The following is a 20,505-nucleotide window of genomic DNA, read 5'->3' on the forward strand; positions in this document are numbered from 1 at the left end:
AAGCAATACGTTGGTCAAAACGTCAACAGGGATGTCATCCAAAGCTGCGCCATCGAGGAATGTCTCGAATGCTTCGTCCGTGGGAGCAAATACGGTAAATGGTCCTTCACCGCTAAGAGCTGTGATCAAATCGTTGTTGGCACTTTCATCTGCCTTTTGAAGCGCAGCAACCAAAGTACTTAATTCAGAAGTTGCTTGGGCTGCCTCTACAATATTGGCATCCTCTTCCATTGGTGGTGTTGGGCCGTTGTCGTCATTGGAGCAAGAGGTCACACCAATAAATAAGAGCAATAATGTCAGTCGGCTTAAGTGTTTTAGAGTTTTCATGTTGTTTAAAGATGTTTGTTTAACAATTTAAAAATAACATTAAACAAAATAAAAACAACAATGTTTAACATTTTCACTAAAAACTTTAACAAAAATTATGGTCTTGACATTGTGTGGGTTATAATTACCGTTTATACGCTTTAAGACAGATTTACAATTTTTAATGAATGTCAATTTGTATTTTTGTAGCCTTAATCAAATGCAATGAAAAAGGTTGTTGTTGGACTTTCGGGAGGAGTGGATTCGAGCGTGGCCGCTTACTTGCTCAAAGAACAGGGATATGATGTGATTGGTCTTTTCATGAAGAATTGGCATGATGATTCCGTTACCATATCCGAAGAATGTCCTTGGCTAGAAGACAGTAACGATGCTTTGATAGTTGCTGAAAAGTTGGGCATTCCTTTTCAGACTGTGGATTTGAGTGTAGAGTACAAAGAGCGTATAGTGGATTACATGTTCAATGAATATGAAAGAGGAAGGACTCCCAATCCGGACGTGCTGTGCAATCGTGAGATAAAATTTGATGTTTTCATGAAAATAGCACTGCAATTGGGTGCGGATTATGTAGCAACCGGTCATTACTGTAGAAAGGGAACCATCCAAAATGAAGATGGAACTGAAACCTACCAGTTGTTGTCTGGTAAGGACCCCAATAAGGACCAGAGCTATTTCCTTTGTCAATTATCGCAAGAACAATTATCCAAAACCTTATTCCCGATTGGAGAATTATTAAAGCCGGAAGTACGAAAGATTGCAGCTGAAAATAATTTGATCACTGCAGATAAAAAAGATTCGCAGGGTTTGTGTTTTATAGGAAAAGTACATTTGCCAGAGTTTCTTCAACAAAAATTAAAGCCCAAAAAAGGGGTTATCGTAGAAGTTCCAAGTAATGCAACACAGTTTTCCGCAGTGGTTCCCGATTTTCAAAGTGAAAGAGAGAAACTTACCTTTCGTGCGGAGAAACCAGTTTACAACGAATCGGATGGAAAGGTTGTTGGAGAGCATCAAGGCGCGCACTATTTTACCATTGGCCAGCGAAAAGGCCTAAATGTTGGCGGAACAAAGGAACCATTGTTCGTTATCGATACCGATGTGGACAAGAACATTATCTATACCGGTCAGGGAAAAGCACACCCTGGTCTGCTTAGAAATACATTGTTCATTAAAGAGGACGAACTCCATTGGGTACGCCCTGATTTAGCCTTGAAGGTAGATGAAACCATTGAGGTGATGGCACGTATTCGGTACCGACAGCCCTTGCAACCCGCAACCCTTTATAAAGTAGAGAATGGTCTGTTCGTTGATTTCAAGGACAAGCAATCCGCTATAACCGAAGGTCAGTTTGCGGCTTGGTACCTTGATGACGAACTGGTAGGCTCTGGGGTAATATCCTAAAGGAATTCCTTATTTATTTTCATTATTTTGGTGGAAACTAGAATCAAATTTCCATGCAGAATAAAATCACACGACTTTTCGGAATCGAACACCCCATCATTCAAGCAGGTATGGTATGGGCCAGTGGTTGGCGTTTGGCTTCAGCGGTTTCCAATGCAGGTGGATTGGGATTGTTGGGTGCGGGCAGTATGTATCCCGAGGTGCTGGAGGAGCATATCATCAAATGTAAAAAAGCAACCAGTAAGCCTTTTGGGGTGAATGTCCCCATGTTATATCCCGACATTGAAAAACTGATGGATATTATTGTAAAGCACGAGGTGAAGATAGTGTTCACTTCAGCTGGAAATCCTAAAACCTGGACTTCATTTCTTCAAGAAAAGGGAATCACCGTTGTACATGTTGTCAGTAGCGTAAAGTTTGCTTTAAAAGCCCAGGAAGCTGGAGTGGATGCTGTTGTGGCAGAAGGTTTTGAAGCTGGGGGTCATAACGGTCGTGACGAAACTACGACCATGGTATTGATTCCATCCGTAAAGGAAAAAATTAATATCCCATTGATTGCCGCGGGTGGTATTGCTACGGGAAGAGCCATGTTGGCGGCCATGGTACTGGGTGCGGATGGTGTTCAGGTAGGAAGTAGGTTTGTAGCCTCACCAGAAGCATCTTCCCATGAACTGTTCAAAAAATGGGTAGTGGATGCCAAAGAGGGCGATACCCAGCTAACACTAAAGGAGCTTGCACCCGTTCGATTGCTCAAAAACAAATTCTTCGACGACATTCAAAAGGCTTATGCTAGCGGAGCGACAAAAGAAGAATTGATTAAACTATTGGGAAGAGCAAGGGCAAAAAAAGGCATGTTCGAAGGTGATATGGAAGAAGGTGAACTGGAAATCGGACAAGTTTCCGGTTTGATTCATAACATAACTCCGGCAGCAGAAATTGTTCGTGAATTGATGGAAGAGTATCATCGGGCAAAAACTGAAATGCAAGAGTATTAGGTGGTTAGCAAAATTTTGAGAAACTTTTAATATATTTAGCCTGCGCAATGAGAACACTTATCCCCACACTACTCTTTCTTTTGCTCGCTTATAATTGCCATGCGCAAATAGGGCGGGACAAAGTGCTTCATTTTGTTGGCGGGAGTCTTTTTGGTCTTGCCGGGGCAGGAATTGCAAAGCATGCAACCGAGGGGAACCGGGTTTGGACCTTCGTTGGTGCCGTTACAGGAAGCGCCATAGCGGGTGTGGCAAAAGAAGCGATTGATGCCGGACAGCAGGACAATGGATGGGACAATGAAGACTTGGCAGCTACCATTCTAGGCGGTATTACTGTAGGTATCGCAATAGATTTATTTTCCAAGAAAGATAGCAACGGACGTTTGCGAGGTCGATATTCGACATTTAATTTTAACAAGAAACAATACCCAGCCCTACGAACATCAAAATTGGTGGTTTTGGATGGCGTGCCTCCATCCTTAAATACTTTGGGACTTTCCAACTACGAGCTTACCGCTAAATAATTCCCCTAGCTTTTATCTCCAAATATTTATTAATCGTATTTACCGTCAGTTCCTCAGGTTTGGTCAAGATGGTCTGTATACCATACTTTTGGAGTTCTTTTTGCATGAGTCTTTTCTCCAATGAAAACTTTTCGGCAATCGTCTTATGGTAAATGGATTGTAAATCCTCGGCATCGGTTGCAATCAAGGATTCCAATTCTGTGTTTTCAAAGAAAATGACGACCAAAACGTGTTTTTTTGCCATCGCCAAAATAAAGGGCAATTGTCGTTTTAAGCCCGAGATATGCTCAAAATTGGTGTAGAGTAGCAAGAGGCTGCGCTGGTTTATTTTTCGTTTTACATGGGCATAGAGCAATCCAAAATCCGAATCCGAATAGTCTGTGGATATATTGTACAGACTCTCCATTATGGTGTTCAAGTGCGTTATTTTTTGAACAGCAGGAACAAAAGTCTCTATCTTTTTGGAGAAGGTAAGCAATCCCGTTTTGTCATTTCTTTTTAGGGCGACATTGGAAAATGCCAATGCCGAATTGATGGCGTAATCCAATAAGCTCAATTCGTTAAAGGGCATTTTCATCACTCTTCCCGTATCAATAATCGAGTAAATAGGTTGGGACTTTTCATCTTGATATTGGTTTACCATTAATTGGCTCCTTTTTGCCGTGGCCTTCCAATTGATGGTTCGAACATCATCCCCCTTAATATATTCCTTGATCTGCTCAAACTCTTGGGTATGCCCGATACGTCTTATTTTTTTGAGTCCAAACTCTGTTAACCGATTGCTTGTGGCCAAAAAATCGTACTGTTGCATCTGAATGATGGACGGGTAAACGGGCACCATTTGGTCCTTTTGAAAGGTATATTTTCTTTTGATGATACGAATTGGCGAAGAGGCAAAAACAATCAGGTTGCCAAAAACGTATTCTCCACGCTCAACGGGACGAACCGAGTATTCAAAAAAATGGGGCTCTCCTTTTTGTAAATGGGTCCTATGTTCAAAATCCCTTTTTTGGAATTGTACGGGTAATTCATCGATTATAAATGCTTCCGTTCTAAATGGATATTTGGAGGTAAAGTGTACGGATAATATATTTTCATCGCTATTGGATAGTTTTTGTGGCGGATTTCGGTGTGCCTGAATGCCATTCTTTGTTGCATACATTAAATAGAGGTCCAAAAAGAAAAGCGCCAATAATACATAAACCAATAACCAAGCGATGGGGTACAGATTCGGTACCCAATAGGAAATTACAAAGCATGCGGAGAGCACGGCGATATACCTAAAGAAACTATTGTGTATGTACAGTGACCGGAGGAATGCCATACTTAACGCGGAATTTCAACGGATTCCATGATCATGGTAACCACACTTTCGGTGGTCATGCCTTCCATTTCCCGCTCAGGTGTTAAAATGACCCTGTGGTTCAGTACCGGTACCAAGGCTTTTTTTACATCTTCGGGAATTACAAAATCCCTTCCGGAAATCGCAGCAAAAGCTTTGGCCGCTGTCAACGTTGCTATGGATGCCCTTGGCGATGCACCTAAATATAAATGCGGGTGATTTCGGGTCTGTGTGATGATGTTTGCGATATAATCCAGTATTTTTTGTTCCACCACCACTTCATGAATATTCTTTTTGAACTCTGCCAGTTTTTTTGGGGTCAGTACCGCTTTTATTTGATCTTGTGGTTTTTCACCTTTCCGTTCGTGATGGTTCTGTAGAATGATCACCTCTTCCTCGACAGAGGGGTAATCCACCTTAATTTTAAACAGGAAACGATCCAATTGAGCTTCCGGCAGGGCGTAAGTGCCTTCTTGCTCAATGGGATTTTGGGTGGCCAAGACCATAAATGGCTCTCCCATTTTGTAAGTGGTGCCGTCCACGGTGGCTTGTCTTTCTTCCATGGTCTCAAAAAGTGCGGACTGTGTTTTGGCAGGAGCTCGGTTGATTTCATCAATCAAGATGATATTGGAAAATATGGGTCCTTTTTTAAATTCAAACTCGGTTGTTTTGGAATTGAAGACGGAAGTACCCAAAATATCACTTGGCATAAGGTCCGGGGTAAATTGGATACGGTTGAACTCCGTTTTCAATGTTTTGGCGAAGAGTTTGGCAGTCACCGTTTTTGCAATCCCGGGTACGCCTTCTATCAAGGCATGCCCATCGGCCAAAATGGAAATGATCAAAAGTTCTATAAAACCTTTTTGCCCCACGATTATAGTGGATAGTTCTTTTTTTACCTGTTCTACAGTGTCCCTTAATTCTTCTAAGGGAACCCTGCTATCAAAGTTCAAATCATTATTTTCCATCAACGTTTGCTTTAAATGCTTCTATTTTTTTATTGAGATTTTTCAGTTCTTCTTCGGTGACCTGTTGTTTTGCCCTGAGTTTGATAATCATTCCTATTAAATTTTTCACCTCCTCTAATGTTGAGTTGCTTCGTAGGGCCACATTCCTCAAAAATGTTTCGCTGTCCAAATCTTGCGTTGTAACATGCAATTTGGATCTGAGATACTCCAAAAAGTAATCAATTTTATGTTTGGTGATCAGCGGCAGTTCCTTTTTTTCGAAATACATATCGGCAATGGTACGGGTAAATGCCAAGGTCTGATTTTTTACAGGAGGTACAACCGGAATGGCACGTTGTTTTCGCTTTCCTTCAAAAATAATGTAAATAATTGCCCCGATAAGAATGAGGTAGTAGGCCCATTTAAATTCTTCGGTATTCAGGAACAAGTACATGGGTGAAGTATAAAATGATTTGCCGGATTTATGGAAATTATCCATGTAAATGGTTCGGTTACGGTCCAAATAGGACAACAGTCCCGACGTGTATTCATTATTATCCTCCTTCAACATAAAGTAGTTGGTGAAAGCTTTTGGGAAGCTGGACAATATAATTTCTCCATCGCCAAAGGGTTGCTTTATAGTATTTACATGTTTTGTCAAGGCCCCTGTACTATCCGCACTGGTATAAACTTGACCGAGAACCGTCGTCCGAAGGGTATCTAACTTGTCGAAGCTCGGCATATAATAGTCCTTGGTGAATTTCACTTTTTTATTTTTGAATGCTGGATTGACCAATTCAAAATAAAAAATGGGCTCCAATTGGCCGTCATTGTAAACAAAGCGCTGTCCTAAATTTAGGGTGTCCAATAATTTTGTCTCAAAAGAACTTGAGGCTACAAACAATTGGTTGCCCTGTTCTACCCATTGCAAGATTGTATTGAGCTCAGCTTCTTCAAAAGAAACGTTTTCGTTCACAAAAAAATAGGTGCCTTTGATGGAGTCGGTACGGCTCAGGAATTCAAAAGGTGGTTTCTGGATTTGCTGGACTGCATCTGGAAAATGCTTTTCCATTACATCGTTCAGTACATAAGTCCCATAAGGTATTTTGTGGTGGGATACATAAGACGGAAACCAGTTGATTTTTTTTGGCTTGTTGTATTCCAAGGCAAACATAGCCGCCAAGGTCAAAATACCTATTGATATGTATATCCATCCTTTTCTAGACATCTGCTATCGATTTTTTTAAGGATGAAAATACAAGTTCGGCCTTTTGGTAGCGCTCAAGGTTCAGCTCAAATTCCCCGTACCAAACGTAATCGTACAGTAGGGTGGCTTTTACGAAATCATTTTTAAAGGGACTATCGGATATCTCGGCCATGTAGTCATCGTTCGTCTTCTGTTGTTGCCAATCTATCAATTCCCGTTCCGACAGCAATTGAAGGATGTAGAGATAGTAATATCGAATGGCCAGTCTATAGTTTTCATCGGCCAGTGCCTTTTTTATCAGTTCCTGAATGTCCTCGTTCTTAATAATGTGTTCTTCCTCGGAGAGGGTCACCACATTTGGATTTTTCTTGTTCTTGCCCATGCCCAGAATACTGGATTTTACAAAAAACCGAATCACCAGATACAGAAACAATGCAAGTAACAGATAGGGCAATATTTTTAAAAAAACAGCCAAGTAGCCCTCTGCATTGCCCACACCAAAAATCCATTCGAAAAAACGCCGTAGAATGTTGTAGAACCAGTTGACGATATCCGTCCACCAACCGTTTTCGGTTTTTACTTCTTCGTAGTTGAAGTCGCTATCATTTCTGTAAGAGTCCAGTTCTTCCGAACTCAGCTCGATAGGTTGTAGGTCCGATTCATCATACTTGACCACGGAATCGTTCTGGGCAAAAATGATTGTCCACGATAACAGTAGGTATGATAAAATCAGTTTTTTGAGCATTTATTCCTCCGAGGATTTTCCGAGACTTTCAATACGTTCAAAAGTACCGGTAAAATTTTTCTTCTCGTTAAGATTGAAGAAAATCAACGAGGTGGCCACTAAAAAGATAATGTTCATCAGAAACTGCACCAATGTGCTCAAAATGTTCAGTATCAAATAAATGGGGTCGTTGAAAACATTGAAGTTCTCGGCATCCATCTCACCCGAGAAAACGCCCATTTTTATCCAGCTGTATATGATGGTCGGTAAACTAAACGCATACGAAGCTACGGCCACAATAATATAGATAACAAATAAAGTGGCGAAGGTAATCCACCAATTTTCTTTGATCAAGGTGAAACTGTATTGGTAAGATTCCATAGTATCCTTTTTAAGAAAAACCAGAATGGCAAAGGAAACCGATAAGGGAACAGCCAAATAAATGCCAGGGATTAAACAGAACATTGCTCCGATAAATACGGACAATCCCACAATAATGCCCAGGCCTATCAAAGACCAAAAGGAACCGTAAACACCACTTCGTATTTCATCATAATTTGTAGAACCCCTATGGGAAATGTATGATTTTATATAATGTAACACAGTGCCCTGAGCCAATACGTATGCAGCTATCGAGCTCAAGAGCAGAGCAACCACGGCCAAAACCATAATCAATGGGGAATATGTGGAAACGGTGGTGTTTCCAATGGCGGTAAGATTAAAGATATCGCCAATGGTGTACATATAGAACCCCATAGAAACCAGCATGACCACTATATATGGACCTACGATTTTTAGGATGGTTCCCAAAAAGGGTTTGAACTCGTTTCGGATAAAAACAAAAGAATCGGAGAGGATTTCTCCCAATTCGCGCTGTTTTTTAAACTCGATATAGTTATTCGGTGTCTGCATGTGTGGTTTTTCTATGGATTTGGTATGGATAAATGATATAATAAAAAACGATTAGGGATAGCGAGGTCAGAATGATAAAAATGGCAAGCCAGTCGGGCATTTCGGTATGTCTTGTAACAAAACCCTCCAAAAAGCCGGCAATGATAAAAAAAGGGACCGTGCTCACCATTATTTTTAGTCCGTTTTTGACTCCTCTTTTAAAAGATTCCAAACGGGTGTACGTACCTGGGAATAGAATACCATTGGCCAGTACCAGCCCTGCACAACCAGCGATGATGATTACCGAAATCTCTATAGTGCCATGAATCCAGATGGTCCTTGCGGATTCCCATAGCAGCCCTTTTTCATAAAAAAAGTACTGAAAACTACCCAGCATAATACCGTTCTGCAACATGATATAAAGTGTTCCCACACCCAAAAAAATACCAAAAGCAAAGGCATAAATGGCCACTTTGATATTGTTTATGGTGATGCCCAAAAACATATTAAAGGCACCTTGCTCTTTATATACCGCCATTGGGTCGCCTTTTTCAATATTTTCCAAGGTCATATTAACATAACCATTGCCCAAAATGGAACGGACGAAGTCACCTTCATTGGCCGAGGAGAAGGCTCCCACGATAACAAAAAAGGAGAACACTAGAAAGGAAATCAATAATTCGCGGTGATGGTCTTTGAACATGGTAGGGAACTCCGTTTTCCAAAAATGGACAATACGGTTTCTTGATTCCCGTTTGGTCTTATATATTTTTTGGTGCGCTTGGGAGGCAAGCGTGTTCAAGTAAATTTGGGTGTTGCTGCCAGGATAGAAGGTCTTTGCGTAACTTAGGTGGTCGGTAATCTCAATGTACAGATCCGAAAGCTCATCTGGATGAAGTTGGCCCTTATTGATCAGGGCATTTTCAAAAGCGGCCCATTTATCCTTATTTTGCCTTACAAAAGCGGCCTCGCGCATTCAATTAATGGTTTGTAGTAAAGAAACTAAAATATGGAACAATTTCAAATAGAAACGGCCCAAAATATAACCATCAATCAAAATACATCCCATCTCGGTGAACGTATGTTGGCTTACATCATTGATACCTTTATCATTGTGGTCTACACTATTTTGATGTTTGTTTTTTTGGCCTCCCTAGAGATTGATATGGGGGATCAATGGGCGTTCTATCTGATTCTTTCCCTACCGGCATTTTTATATTATCTGCTTTTTGAGACCCTGATGGATGGGAAAACCATTGGCAAGGGAGCCATGAACCTTCGTGTGGTGAAGCTGGACGGGTCCAAGCCCAACTTCGGAAACTATTTTGTGCGATGGGCACTACGGATCATTGATGTGGGAATTACATCAGGAGGTGCAGCCGTTCTTACCATTTTGATTCGGGGCAAAGGACAACGAATCGGTGACATTGCTGCCGGCACCACGGTTATCAGTGAAAAAAAGCACGTATCCTTAAAAGATACCTTGCTTAGGGAATTGCCAGAAGATTACAAACCTACCTTTCCACAGGTTACTGTTTTTAAGGACCAGGAAATGCGAACCATTAAGGAGTTGTACGACAAGGCAAGGCTCAATGGAAACCATAACGTAATTGTTTCTTTGGATAAGCGTATCAAGGAAGTATTGGGAGTGCAGACCGCATTAAAACCCATAGAGTTTGTGGATGTGATCATTAATGACTACAACTATTACACCCAAAAAATGTAGGCATGCTATACCAGACCATTGATATTTTGGGCACTATTGCCTTTGCCATTTCTGGGGTCTTGGTGGCCATGGAAAAACGATTGGATTTGTTCGGTGTGCTCATTATTGCCTTTGTAACCGCTATCGGAGGCGGTACGTTACGAGATCTATTGATAGGAAACACACCAGTAGGTTGGATGCATGACCTTACTTATGTGGTCACCATTTTTATTTCGGTAGTTTTTGCCATCGTATTTGTGAACAAACTCAAATATCTTAGAAAATCTTTGTTCCTGTTCGATACGATAGGAATAGGACTTTATACCATGGTAGGGGTGGAGAAGGGTCTTGAAGCCGAGCTTTTACCTGTTATCTGCGTATTTTTAGGCACGATGACAGCTTGTTTTGGAGGAGTAATACGCGATATTCTATGTAATGAGATTCCCGTCATCTTCCATAAAGAAATCTATGCAACGGCATGTATATTGGGTGCCTTGAGCTACTTTTTGATCATACAGTTCCCGGTCAAGGATGAATATGCCTATATCGCAGCTATTTTAGTGGTGATCTTGCTGAGGTTATTGGCCGTTCGCTTTAAGATAACTCTTCCCAGTATCTACGGTAAACAAATGCCGTAACCTATCTCCTAAGTTTTTTACAACTGTGGTTAGTTGTTGTTTAGCACAATTAACCTATCGTTAATAAATTTTACTTTTTCGTTAGTCGAAACCGCTCGGCCTTACATCTACATTGCCTGCAATCATAAAAATTAACCTTTCGGGAGGTTGTTTGTCATCTTCAATTTCCCCAAACCAATCATTCAATCAGGTATGAGAACATCGCAATCATTAACTTTTACAATTTTGGGATTGATTTCCTTTTTTGGAGTCTATCGGGCAAATGCACAAGGGTGTGTGGCCATCAGACATTTTTCCTCATGTGTGGGAAATACTTTGGAAAACAATCTTTTGGGGCCGGGGGATATCCAAATAGGAAGTAACTACCGGTATTTTAAATCTTTCCGTCATTTTAGGGGAACCCACGAGGAACCCGACCGTGTTTCCAACGAAACTGAGGTAATCAACCATTCACATTCATGGGATTTCTTTTTGACCTACGGGATTTCGGACAGATGGTACGCCAGCATCACCATTCCAACAGTAATCAACACACGTTCTTCACTCTACGAGCATGGTCGTGATGAGCGAAATACGACCTTTTCCCGTGGCTTGGCCGATATAAGGGCAGGAGTCGGTTATTGGCTCTTCGACCTTGAAAAGCACCAGAACGGGAACGTGGCATTGGGATTGGGATTGAAAATTCCAACGGGAAGTTATAATGCTTCTGACATTTTTTACAATGTTGGTCCGGAGGGCGGACCTGAGGTCAGACCGGTGGACCAGAGTATTCAGCCAGGAGACGGAGGTTTTGGAATTACGGTAGATTTTCAGTTTTACCAAAAAATTGCAGAACGCTTTTTTGCCTACGGAGGTGGTTTTTATTTGATCAATCCAAGGGAGGTAAATGGAACGAGGACCTTTAGGGAAACTTTGAGCCCAATTCTCCAAAATGAGGCGATCATGGCCGTTCCGGACCAGTTTTCCGTTAGGGCAGGGGTAAGCCATAGTTTGAGCAATACCATTTCTGCTTCATTGGGGGCTCGGTACGAAGGTGTACCGGTTAAAGACCTGATTGGAGGGAATGAAGGATTTAGAAGGCCGGGAAATGTACTTTCCATAGATCCAGGAATCGCCTTTATGAAAAACAACTTTTCCTTGAACCTCAATGTGCCCTTTGCAGTAAGAAGGGAGCGTCCGCAGAGTGTTACAGATTTGCAGACAGAACAAGCGACGGGAGAACCTCGAATGGGGGATGCCGCATTTGCTGATTATTTGATCAATGTAGGTGTATCCTACCGGTTTACAAACAATAAGGTCAAGGTGAACCCGGAACTTATGAATGAATTCAATAATTAAGCTGTCAACATAAATGCACTTTACAATTGCCCAACAAATAAAAAAGTTATCATTTATATGTATTTTACTCTTTGGTCTTCTGGGAAGGAGTCAGGAAAATCTCATAGGAAAGGTGGTCGATGCCACAGATGGACAGCCTTTGGTCGGAGCACAAATAGTACTGAATTCAAGCCAAAAAGGAACCTTGACTGATGATTATGGAAACTTCCAGATCGATAGTTCCCCCGATGACAGTTCCGTTATTGTGAGGTATTTGGGATACGAAGCGCTGGAGGTTCCCATATCGAGTGGCGATAATTTGGGCACCATAGCATTGAAGAGGTCCAATACCACATTGAGCGAAGTAATTGTAAGTGCATCACCCAAAAATTTTAAAAGTGAATTTAAAGGGAGCAATTTTAGAATCAATCCTATTTCATTAAAAAATAGTAATCCGTTGAGTACCGAGGAAGTACTCCGGACGATTCCCGGTGTTAATATTGTTGGGGACATGGGATTATCCAACCGACCTAACATAAGTATTCGGGGTTCGTGGGGCAGGCGCTCCAAAAAGGTGCTTTTGATGGAAGACGGTACACCGGCGGCACCGGCACCGTACATAGCTCCCGGTGCCTACTATAACCCGGTGAGCGATCGTATCACCTCTATAGAAGTATATAAAGGGGCGGATTTGCTACGGTACGGCCCCAACAATATGTACGGCGCCGTCAACTATATTACCGCACTACCACCTCAAAAGCCAACTTTACGGCTTAAGTTGACAGGAGGTCAGCGTAATTATACCTCCGGCCTGTTTTCATACGGAGGAACTTGGAACGATTTAGGTGGTTTGGTGGAAGGTGTTTACAAGAAGTTTGATGGGTTTACCGATAACTCTTCAGTGGAGATCTTGAACCTGAATGCAAAGATATTCGCCAAACTGTCCGACAGTCAATCACTTTATTTTAAGGTGAGTGGACAGTTCGAGGACAATCAGGCTTCTTTAAGTTCCCAAACACCGTTCACATTTGAAGCTGACCCGACACAAAATCCGTTGGATGCGGACCAATTTACCATGAGGCGCTATGGTGTGGATATTATCCACAAATGGCTGCCCAATGATGATTTGAGTTTCACTACAAAAGTGTACGCCTCGGATTTTGAACGGGATTGGTGGAGACAGGTGACTGCGAAGGTCAGGGCATCGGAAGTCCAAGATTATTTAGGCGATGAAATTTTTACTGATAGATATGGATATTTATCAGGAAGGACCTTTGATGATGAAGACTATGTTATTGTTGGTCGAGTGACCAATGGGCAGGAAAGTACTACGGACAGTAGATGGATCTATCGTGTTTCCGGAATCAAGGAAACGGTCAACGCCGCATGGGAAGCTTTTGGTGCTCCGAGTGCTTTCGAAGGTAGCATCAATCTGCACCGTGAAACCTTTAAGGATGTTTTCCTGGAAGCGGACAACTCCAGATGGGCCAGATATGGAACCGTCACCAAAGATTTGTGGTACAGGTTGTGGTCGGCCAATGGCTATATCCGCAATGAGTTCAATTTTGGAAAAGTTGAGGTAACGCCCATTCTTCGTTTTGAACATGTGGATATGTTTCGGCAAGACCTCTTGGCCTTGGCCCAGCAGCCTGATTTGGAAAGCACGTTAGAAGGCAGGGAACCCAATGTATACAATCAATTTTTGCCAGGAATCACGATAAGTTATGATTATGGTAACAGTGAATTTTATGGTAGTGTGTATCAGGGAATGATAGCTCCTTCCAAAGTATTCGGGTTTTTGGTGGAACAGGATGGTGTGGTGACCAACCCGTTGGCGGGACAGAGCATCAATATTGACCCAGAGTTAAGTTGGAACAAGGAAATTGGTTGGCGAGGCGGCTTGTTGGATAATTTTATCCAGGGGCAATTGACCTATTTTCACAATGCGAGCAGAAATTTTTATGCAGGGGGGCGTAACGAAGTATTTACCGAGTTGGGCGAAATAAATGTTCAAGGAGTGGAAATGGCCATCAATGCCAAACTTTTGAACACCAATGGCCATCAATTGCACTTTTTGGGCAATGTTACCTACATGAAATCCAAAGTTAAATCGGGCAAGTTGGAGGATAGGGACCTATTTGCACAGGTGATACATGGTACCGCTACACAAAATGAGTATGTGTCCATGGTAAATTCCAATAGAAATGCCTACCAGGTATACGTGGACAATGGGGGAGGTGAAACCTTGCTGACTGACCAAACCATTGATGCATCCCAATTTGACAATATTACAAGAAGTGTTGTTACCTATGGCGATGAGGGGCTTTCGGATACCGAGGCACCTTATACGCCCCGTATCAATATGAGTTTGGGACTCAATTACGATTGGAACCAGTTATCGAGCGGGTTTAATGTGCATCATGTGGGCAAGCAATACACGGAGTTCCACAATTTTGAAAATGAATCTGCCGATGGGGCTATTGGTCAGCTGCCTTCTTACACAACCATTGATGCATTCGTGAACTACGATTTGACAATTGGTAAAAAAATCGATGCCACCATTTTTGTGAATGGTAAGAACATTACCGATAAGATATATAGGGCCTCGCGTTTGAACAGGGCGACCTCTGGGGTTTTCGGAGGAGGTTTCCGTCAGATTATATTTGGGATCAACATGAAGATTTAAAATGCTGATATAGGCACCAATTTCAGTGAAAAAATTCCTTTTTGTACCCAGGTATGTGGTTGATTTATTTACGGTTCGGGATGATAGTATCCCGAACCGTTTTTTTATACAGTAAAATACCGGCTTAATGCTTTGTTTTCTTTTTAATCATCAATCTGCGAAGACTTCTTGGAAAAAGTTGGTCATTCTTGTCCAAGAACGATCAGCGGCCAGTGGGCTGTACATCATTCCATCATCCGGGGCATTGGCATTGGGGTTGGTAAAGGCATGTCCTGTTCCGCCAAAAACATCCATTTCCCATACGGCATTTCTATCGGTCATTTCATACCCTAAGGAAACAACATCCTTGGGAAATGCCATGGGGTCTTCCCAACCGTGAAGCACCAATACTTTTGCTTTAATATCCTCCTCTTCCTGTTCCAATCCGTTTGGGTCCAAGAGTCCGTGAAAGGAAACGGCACCCTTGAAGTCAGTTCCGGAACGGGCAAGGTCCAAGGCACATTTACCTCCAAAACAGAATCCGATGATGCCCACTTTTTTTGGGTCGGCCAAATCATGATCCTTAATACTGTTGAATGCCAGCATTATTCGGTCGAGCAACTTTTGACGGTCGGTGGCCACTTCGTTCATAAGTTCTTCCGCTTCGGTGTTGTCTTTTGCTCTTTTTCCCTCGCCGTAAACGTCTATGGCAAACGCTAGATAACCGAGTTTGGCAAGTTCGATGGCCTTATCCGTTTCAAATTGCGATTGACCCGCCCATGTATGGGCCACCAAAACCACAGGTCGTTTTCCCGGAATGCTGTCATCATGGGCAACAATTCCCGAATAGGATTGCCCATCATCTGCATAGCTAAAATTGTTAGTTTGAATCATGCTGAGTTTAGTTATGTATTGAGAGCCATTAAATTATATTATTTTTTGATTCCTTTACAAAACTTCGGCCTTTAGTATGTATATATTTTGCCATGGCCAATCACCGTCCCCAACGCGCACATTATTTATGGCATCCACTACATCCATACCTTCAATTACGCGACCAAATGGGGTATACGAACCGTCCAAATGATAAGATCCTGGGTCTTTCACCACAATAAAGAACTCATAAGGGGAGGCCAATTTATGGGGATTGTCCCTTTCGCTGCTGGGCATGGATATGGTGCCCCTGTGGTGTTTATGTCCCTTGTTGCCATCAGGGGGCAGCAGATATCGCCCAATATCACCTCGTTTACGGGCCGTTTTTCGGTCGTCGGAATTTCCTCCTTGAATTATAAAGTCTTTGACCACCCTATGAAATTGGGTGCTGTCAAAATATTTTTGTCTTGCCAAAAAAATAAAATTGGCTTTATGATAAGGAACATTATCATAAAGTTGCACGGTAAAACTTCCCATGGTAGTGGTTATCTTCACCTTGTCCTTTTTTAGTTTTTTGGAATAATCAAAAAAGAATTCGATGGCATTTTCTTCGGTAAGTTTAAAGGATTCTTCCTCTCCTTCCTCGATTGCGGTGGAATCCAATTCGGTTTTTGGAACGGTGTCCGTGTTTGCAATATTTTCCTGAACTTTGTCCTTCTCCTTTTTAGGGGATTCTCCGCAGGAAACCAATAATAGAAATAATATACTTGTAGCTAAAGCCGATTGTCTCAACAGTATGGATTTTAATGAATTTTACGAACTAGCTTTAAAATTAAAAAATCTTCCACTTCCCGGAGAGGATTCCCATAATAAAATGTCACCGCAGATGCGAATCCAGTGGCTAAAGAACAATAAGGTGCAGGATGCCAACCCCAAGAGAGCAGGTGTAATGGCATTGTTTTATCCGGACGTTGAACAGCAAACCCGATTGCTTTTGATTCTAAGGAAAGTATATCAAGGGGTTCATTCTAACCAAATTGGGTTTCCCGGAGGGAAAGTGGAAAGAATAGATAAAAATTTAATGGAAACCGCTCTACGTGAAACCCATGAAGAGGTAGGTGTGCCACCAGGCGAAGTTGAGGTAATCAAGGAACTGAGCGAAGTCTATATTCCGCCAAGTAATTTTTTGGTTAGACCTTATATCGGACTTTATCCCAATCCTCGACCATTTGTGAAAGAAGATTTTGAAGTAGAAAGCATTGTAGAGGTTTATCTCAAAGATTTTATGGACGATTCCAACCATATTAACGAGGTTTTGACAACTTCTTATGCAAAAAATATAGATGTACCAGCCTTTAAACTAAACGGTTACACGGTGTGGGGCGCTACGGCAATGGTATTGAGCGAGATCAAAGAGCTTTTGCGTCAAGTGCTTTAAGTGCTATTTTGTAAATTTGCCGTCAACAATCAACACATTACATGGGTCTGTTCAAAAAAAATCCCTTTGGTCATATTTTGTTCTTAAAACGATGGCTGATTCGTATTGCGGGCATGATGACGCACCAACGCTACAAAGGATTTAATACTTTAGAGATTGAAGGTTCACAGATAATCCGTGACCTTCCAGAGAGCAATGTCCTCTTTGTAAGCAACCATCAAACCTATTTTGCCGATGTGGTGGCCATGTTCCATGTCTTCAATGCCAGTCTAAAAGGGCGGGACGATAATATCAAAAACTTGGGCTATTTGTGGAATCCGAAACTGAACATTTACTACGTGGCCGCCAAAGAAACAATGGGAAAGAGTCTGCTGACCAAGGTTTTGGCCTATGCTGGTTCCATAAGTATTGAAAGGACCTGGAGGGCAGATGGCCAGAATGTGAACAGACAGGTGAAGTTCAGTGATATTTCCAATATTGGAAAGGCATTGGACGATGGCTGGGTAATTACCTTCCCGCAAGGAACGACCACCCCTTGGAAGCCCTTGCGAAAGGGCACGGCGCACATCATCAAAAAATACAAACCTGTTGTTGTTCCCGTTGTTATCGACGGTTTTCGACGTTCTTTTGATAAAAAAGGCCTTCGTGTGAAGAAGAAAGGAATCCTTCAATCCATGCAAATCAAGGAACCTTTGGATATTGATTACGATAACGAATCCATTGATGCCATTTTGGAGAAATTGGAGTATGCCATTGAGCAACACCCATCGTTCCTAAAAGTTATTCCTCAAAAAGAACTTCTTGCCTATGAGGAGGAAAACCAAAAAAGACGATACAGTTACAAAGGTAAAATTGATGATTAGACCTCGAGTCTTTTGAGCTCGTTGTAGTTTTTTCTTAGTTTTTTGAGAAGGATGCCGTACAGGAGTTTGTAGAACAACCAAATAATCACCAGCACGGCAGTTGTCACTCCGATCGATGTGATGATCAACAATGCCCAAAACTCCGTACTGTCCCCATCTTGGGCAGCTGCATTGACCAATTCCTGTCCTTCCGGTGTGTACAGCAGAACCCCATAGGCGTAAATTATTGCGCTAATGGTGAAGATAATTAGGTTGAACCATACATATTGGGTCACTGTCCGTTTAACTTTTAGTATGGTTCGCATCAAATTTTTGGAGGAATCGGTAAAGGAGATTTTTTTATAATTGGTATAGAATTTATAGATAAAGTAAAGGATGATGGCGTAGTTGATGACATTAAGGGCCATAACTACCTTGTAAATATGCATTTCCTTAAGCTCTTGCATGGTATCGGGGCCATTAAAAATAATATTGATACCTGCCCAGAAAACAAATTCTATGATACTGATATAAAAAATCCATTTTACTATGGACGATGACTTTTTTTTGGTCATCGGGTATATTTGCTCATAGGACAGTTTGGGGAGGTTTGCTTCCCGCTTCTGCCAATCCTTCTTCAAGAGCTCCAGTTCATCCAGCATAATCACGGATTTAATATTGTTCTTAATTTGTTTTTCACCCTACTCATCTTCACTCTTGCATTTACTTCGGAAATTCCCAAAGTTTCGGCTATTTCAGAATAATCCTTGTCTTCCAGATAAAGAAAGACCAAGGCCTTATCAATGTCGCCAAGTTGTTTTACCGCGTCGTACATCAACTTTAATTGTCGTTCCTCGGTATCATCATAATCGGTGGCCTTGATCTTATAGAGGACCGAATCAAAATCCTGGGTCTTTACCCTTTTTTTGGATTTTCTGTACAATGTTATGGCTGTATTCAATGCAACGCGGTACATCCATGTGCTAAACTTGGCATCTCCCCGAAACTTTGGGTATGCTTTCCACAACTGTATAGTGATTTCTTGGAACAGGTCGTTATGCGAATCCTTGTCGTTGGTATATAGACTACACACCTTATGGACAATGTTCTGATTGTCCTCAAGTTCCGTCACAAATTGATGTTCCAGTTCTTTGTTCACTAAACGGTTGGTAAAGTTTGCTTTATCTATTGGTATCGATAAAACAACTTTTGTTACAATGATTGGGTAAAAATTTATTTACGGTAATCCAATGCAGGTTGTCTGTTGCCCAACATGGGAACATATTTAAAGTCCTTGCCACGTCTTTCTTCCAATTCTTTTTTTGCAGCCTCAATGGTTTTTGGACTTTCAAAAATATCCATGGCCGTAAGTGCCAATGTTTTTGCAGCGACCATCATTCCTTTGGAACCAATGCTCATACCGCCAGCGGCAACTGCTTGCCAGCTATGTGCGGGAGTTCCGGGAACCCAGGTCGCAGTACCTAGACCAGCTGTGGGAACAGTATAGCTCACATCACCGACATCGGTGGAACCGTAGGCTTGAGCGGTCTCTTTGTAGGGTTGCACAATCTGTGCGGTGGATATGTCCGGAGCGCCCTTGCCCAAGGTCTCGGATATTTTTTCGGCAAACGCCTTTTCTTCATCATTATAGGTGACACCTCCAACTTTTACCAAATTGTCGTACATGATCTTTTGAACGGTAAGGTTGGGCAAAAGTTCGTGAGTTCCACCGATCATCTCATACTCCATGGTGGTCCCGGTTCCCAATGCGGCGCCTTCAGCGGCTTTTACCATACGGTCAAAGATATCCACAACGACCTCCCTGGTGTTATGTCTTGCATAATAGTACACCTCTGCAAAATCGGGGACTACGTTAGGCGCTTTTCCACCATTTGTGATAACATAATGTATCCTTGCATCCTCTGGGACGTGCTCTCTCATCATGTTCACCATGGCGTTCATGGCCTCCACGCCATCAAGGGCGGAACGACCTTTTTCTGGAGCTCCTGCGGCGTGGGCAGAAATTCCATGAAACCTGAACTTAGCCGATTTATTGGCCAAGGCAGCACCGGCGCTTGCAGCATTTCCGGAACCTGGGTGCCAGTGAAGTGCAACATCTACATCGTTAAAAACTCCCTCCCGGACCATATAAACTTTTCCTGAACCACCTTCTTCAGCAGGGCATCCATAAAATCGAATGGTTCCTTTGATGTTGTTATTTTCCATCCATTCCTTTACCGAAATTGCAGCGGCCGTGGATGCTGTACCAAAAAGGTGATGTCCACAAGCGTGTCCAGCTGCACCGCCAGCAGATTTTTTCTCGGGAACGGCTTCCTGTGAAAGGCCTGGAAGTGCATCGTACTCACCCAAAATGGCAATTACTGGGGAACCCGAACCATATTCGGCCTTAAAAGCCGTTGGAATACCGGCAATACCTTTATCAATACTAAAACCGGCATCGGAAAGAGTTTCTTCCAAAAGCGCGGAGCTTTGTTCCTCTAGATAACCCATTTCAGCAAGACCCCATATTTCGTGGGCGATTTCACTGTATTTTTCAGATTTGGATTCGAGGTCTTTAATGACATTGTCCTTCTTTTTTTGGGCATGGATGCCCATGGTGCACAATAGCAGAAACGCACCCATTGGGAGAAATTTTCTCATTAGTTGTAGTTTTTTTG

The 20,505-nt window shown here is 42.2% G+C and carries 21 protein-coding genes; 9 read left to right on the forward strand and 12 right to left on the reverse strand.

Annotated elements, in window-relative coordinates; genetic code table 11:
• A partial coding sequence (locus DCK90_RS04375) for a fasciclin domain-containing protein (protein ID WP_199912647.1) occupies nt 1–327 on the reverse strand: 327 nt, incomplete at its 3' end.
• A gap of 204 nt (nt 328–531) precedes the next feature.
• Here DCK90_RS04375 and mnmA point away from each other — a divergent pair.
• From mnmA to DCK90_RS04390, 3 genes are read left to right on the forward strand one after another with little or no spacing between them, the layout of a single operon-like run.
• Entirely contained in the window at nt 532–1,722 is a 1,191-nt protein-coding gene (mnmA, locus tag DCK90_RS04380; RefSeq protein ID WP_108244977.1) for a tRNA 2-thiouridine(34) synthase MnmA, read from the forward strand.
• A 53-nt stretch (nt 1,723–1,775) separates the two neighbouring features.
• A complete protein-coding gene (locus DCK90_RS04385) occupies nt 1,776–2,717 on the forward strand; it encodes an NAD(P)H-dependent flavin oxidoreductase (RefSeq protein ID WP_108244978.1) in 942 nt (313 codons plus the stop codon).
• Nucleotides 2,718–2,764: 47 nt separating this feature from the next.
• A complete protein-coding gene (locus tag DCK90_RS04390) occupies nt 2,765–3,238 on the forward strand; it encodes a hypothetical protein (RefSeq protein WP_176621418.1) in 474 nt (157 codons plus the stop codon).
• Here DCK90_RS04390 and DCK90_RS04395 read toward each other — a convergent pair.
• The 6 genes from DCK90_RS04395 to DCK90_RS04420 are packed head-to-tail and all read right to left on the reverse strand — an operon-like array spanning nt 3,231 to nt 9,325.
• Nucleotides 3,231–4,562, reverse strand: a complete 1,332-nt coding sequence (locus tag DCK90_RS04395) for a DUF58 domain-containing protein (RefSeq protein WP_108244979.1) — start codon at nt 4,560–4,562, stop codon at nt 3,231–3,233. The two genes, DCK90_RS04390 and DCK90_RS04395, sit on opposite strands and share 8 nt — an antisense overlap.
• A gap of 2 nt (nt 4,563–4,564) precedes the next feature.
• Nucleotides 4,565–5,548, reverse strand: a complete 984-nt coding sequence (locus DCK90_RS04400) for an AAA family ATPase (protein WP_108244980.1) — start codon at nt 5,546–5,548, stop codon at nt 4,565–4,567.
• Nucleotides 5,538–6,755 (reverse strand): DUF4350 domain-containing protein, encoded by a 1,218-nt coding sequence (locus DCK90_RS04405; RefSeq protein ID WP_108244981.1) that lies wholly within the window; start codon nt 6,753–6,755, stop codon nt 5,538–5,540. Before DCK90_RS04405 ends, DCK90_RS04400 begins: the two co-directional genes overlap by 11 nt.
• Nucleotides 6,748–7,479 carry a DUF4129 domain-containing protein gene (locus tag DCK90_RS04410; RefSeq protein WP_108244982.1) on the reverse strand — a complete coding sequence of 244 codons (732 nt, stop codon included), beginning with the start codon at nt 7,477–7,479 and terminating at the stop codon, nt 6,748–6,750. Before DCK90_RS04410 ends, DCK90_RS04405 begins: the two co-directional genes overlap by 8 nt.
• The gene (locus DCK90_RS04415) at nt 7,480–8,370 is read right to left on the reverse strand and encodes a hypothetical protein (RefSeq protein ID WP_108244983.1); all 891 of its coding nucleotides are present in this window, start codon (nt 8,368–8,370) and stop codon (nt 7,480–7,482) included.
• Nucleotides 8,354–9,325 (reverse strand): stage II sporulation protein M, encoded by a 972-nt coding sequence (locus DCK90_RS04420; protein WP_108244984.1) that lies wholly within the window; start codon nt 9,323–9,325, stop codon nt 8,354–8,356. The genes DCK90_RS04415 and DCK90_RS04420 overlap by 17 nt, the downstream gene beginning before the upstream one ends.
• A gap of 33 nt (nt 9,326–9,358) precedes the next feature.
• On the opposite strand from DCK90_RS04420, the gene DCK90_RS04425 reads away from it, so the two are divergent.
• The 4 genes from DCK90_RS04425 (at nt 9,359) to DCK90_RS04440 (ending at nt 14,695) form a co-directional block, all read left to right on the forward strand.
• On the forward strand, nt 9,359–10,075 hold the full coding sequence (locus tag DCK90_RS04425) for an RDD family protein (protein WP_108244985.1): 717 nt from the start codon (nt 9,359–9,361) through the stop codon (nt 10,073–10,075).
• Nucleotides 10,076–10,077: 2 nt separating this feature from the next.
• The gene (locus DCK90_RS04430) at nt 10,078–10,692 is read left to right on the forward strand and encodes a trimeric intracellular cation channel family protein (protein WP_108244986.1); all 615 of its coding nucleotides are present in this window, start codon (nt 10,078–10,080) and stop codon (nt 10,690–10,692) included.
• A gap of 192 nt (nt 10,693–10,884) precedes the next feature.
• Nucleotides 10,885–12,030 (forward strand): hypothetical protein, encoded by a 1,146-nt coding sequence (locus DCK90_RS04435; RefSeq protein WP_108244987.1) that lies wholly within the window; start codon nt 10,885–10,887, stop codon nt 12,028–12,030.
• Nucleotides 12,031–12,043: 13 nt separating this feature from the next.
• Complete coding sequence (locus DCK90_RS04440) at nt 12,044–14,695, forward strand: TonB-dependent receptor (protein ID WP_108244988.1); 2,652 nt, start codon at nt 12,044–12,046, stop codon at nt 14,693–14,695.
• A gap of 150 nt (nt 14,696–14,845) precedes the next feature.
• Here DCK90_RS04440 and DCK90_RS04445 read toward each other — a convergent pair whose 3' ends face one another.
• Nucleotides 14,846–15,568: a dienelactone hydrolase family protein gene (locus DCK90_RS04445; protein ID WP_108244989.1), complete on the reverse strand. Its 723-nt coding sequence runs from the start codon at nt 15,566–15,568 to the stop codon at nt 14,846–14,848.
• A gap of 54 nt (nt 15,569–15,622) precedes the next feature.
• The gene (locus tag DCK90_RS04450) at nt 15,623–16,339 is read right to left on the reverse strand and encodes a peptidylprolyl isomerase (RefSeq protein ID WP_108244990.1); all 717 of its coding nucleotides are present in this window, start codon (nt 16,337–16,339) and stop codon (nt 15,623–15,625) included.
• A 4-nt stretch (nt 16,340–16,343) separates the two neighbouring features.
• Here DCK90_RS04450 and DCK90_RS04455 point away from each other — a divergent pair, with 4 nt between their 5' ends.
• Together DCK90_RS04455 and DCK90_RS04460 are read left to right on the forward strand one after the other, a co-directional pair.
• Nucleotides 16,344–16,985, forward strand: a complete 642-nt coding sequence (locus DCK90_RS04455) for an NUDIX hydrolase (RefSeq protein ID WP_108244991.1) — start codon at nt 16,344–16,346, stop codon at nt 16,983–16,985.
• 41 nt (nt 16,986–17,026) lie between these two features.
• Nucleotides 17,027–17,848: a lysophospholipid acyltransferase family protein gene (locus tag DCK90_RS04460; RefSeq protein WP_108244992.1), complete on the forward strand. Its 822-nt coding sequence runs from the start codon at nt 17,027–17,029 to the stop codon at nt 17,846–17,848.
• Here DCK90_RS04460 and DCK90_RS04465 read toward each other — a convergent pair.
• The 3 genes from DCK90_RS04465 to DCK90_RS04475 all read right to left on the reverse strand — a co-directional run bounded on the left by DCK90_RS04465 (nt 17,845) and on the right by DCK90_RS04475 (nt 20,488).
• Nucleotides 17,845–18,489, reverse strand: coding sequence for a hypothetical protein (locus DCK90_RS04465; protein WP_108244993.1), 645 nt, complete (start codon nt 18,487–18,489; stop codon nt 17,845–17,847). The two genes, DCK90_RS04460 and DCK90_RS04465, sit on opposite strands and share 4 nt — an antisense overlap.
• A gap of 2 nt (nt 18,490–18,491) precedes the next feature.
• Nucleotides 18,492–18,986, reverse strand: coding sequence for an RNA polymerase sigma factor (locus DCK90_RS04470; RefSeq protein ID WP_108244994.1), 495 nt, complete (start codon nt 18,984–18,986; stop codon nt 18,492–18,494).
• A gap of 74 nt (nt 18,987–19,060) precedes the next feature.
• Nucleotides 19,061–20,488, reverse strand: a complete 1,428-nt coding sequence (locus DCK90_RS04475) for an amidohydrolase (RefSeq protein WP_108245109.1) — start codon at nt 20,486–20,488, stop codon at nt 19,061–19,063.
• Nucleotides 20,489–20,505 lie beyond the last annotated feature (17 nt).

The sequence above is a fragment of the Muricauda brasiliensis genome, from assembly GCF_003057865.1.
GTDB lineage: Bacteria > Bacteroidota > Bacteroidia > Flavobacteriales > Flavobacteriaceae > Flagellimonas > Flagellimonas chongwuensis.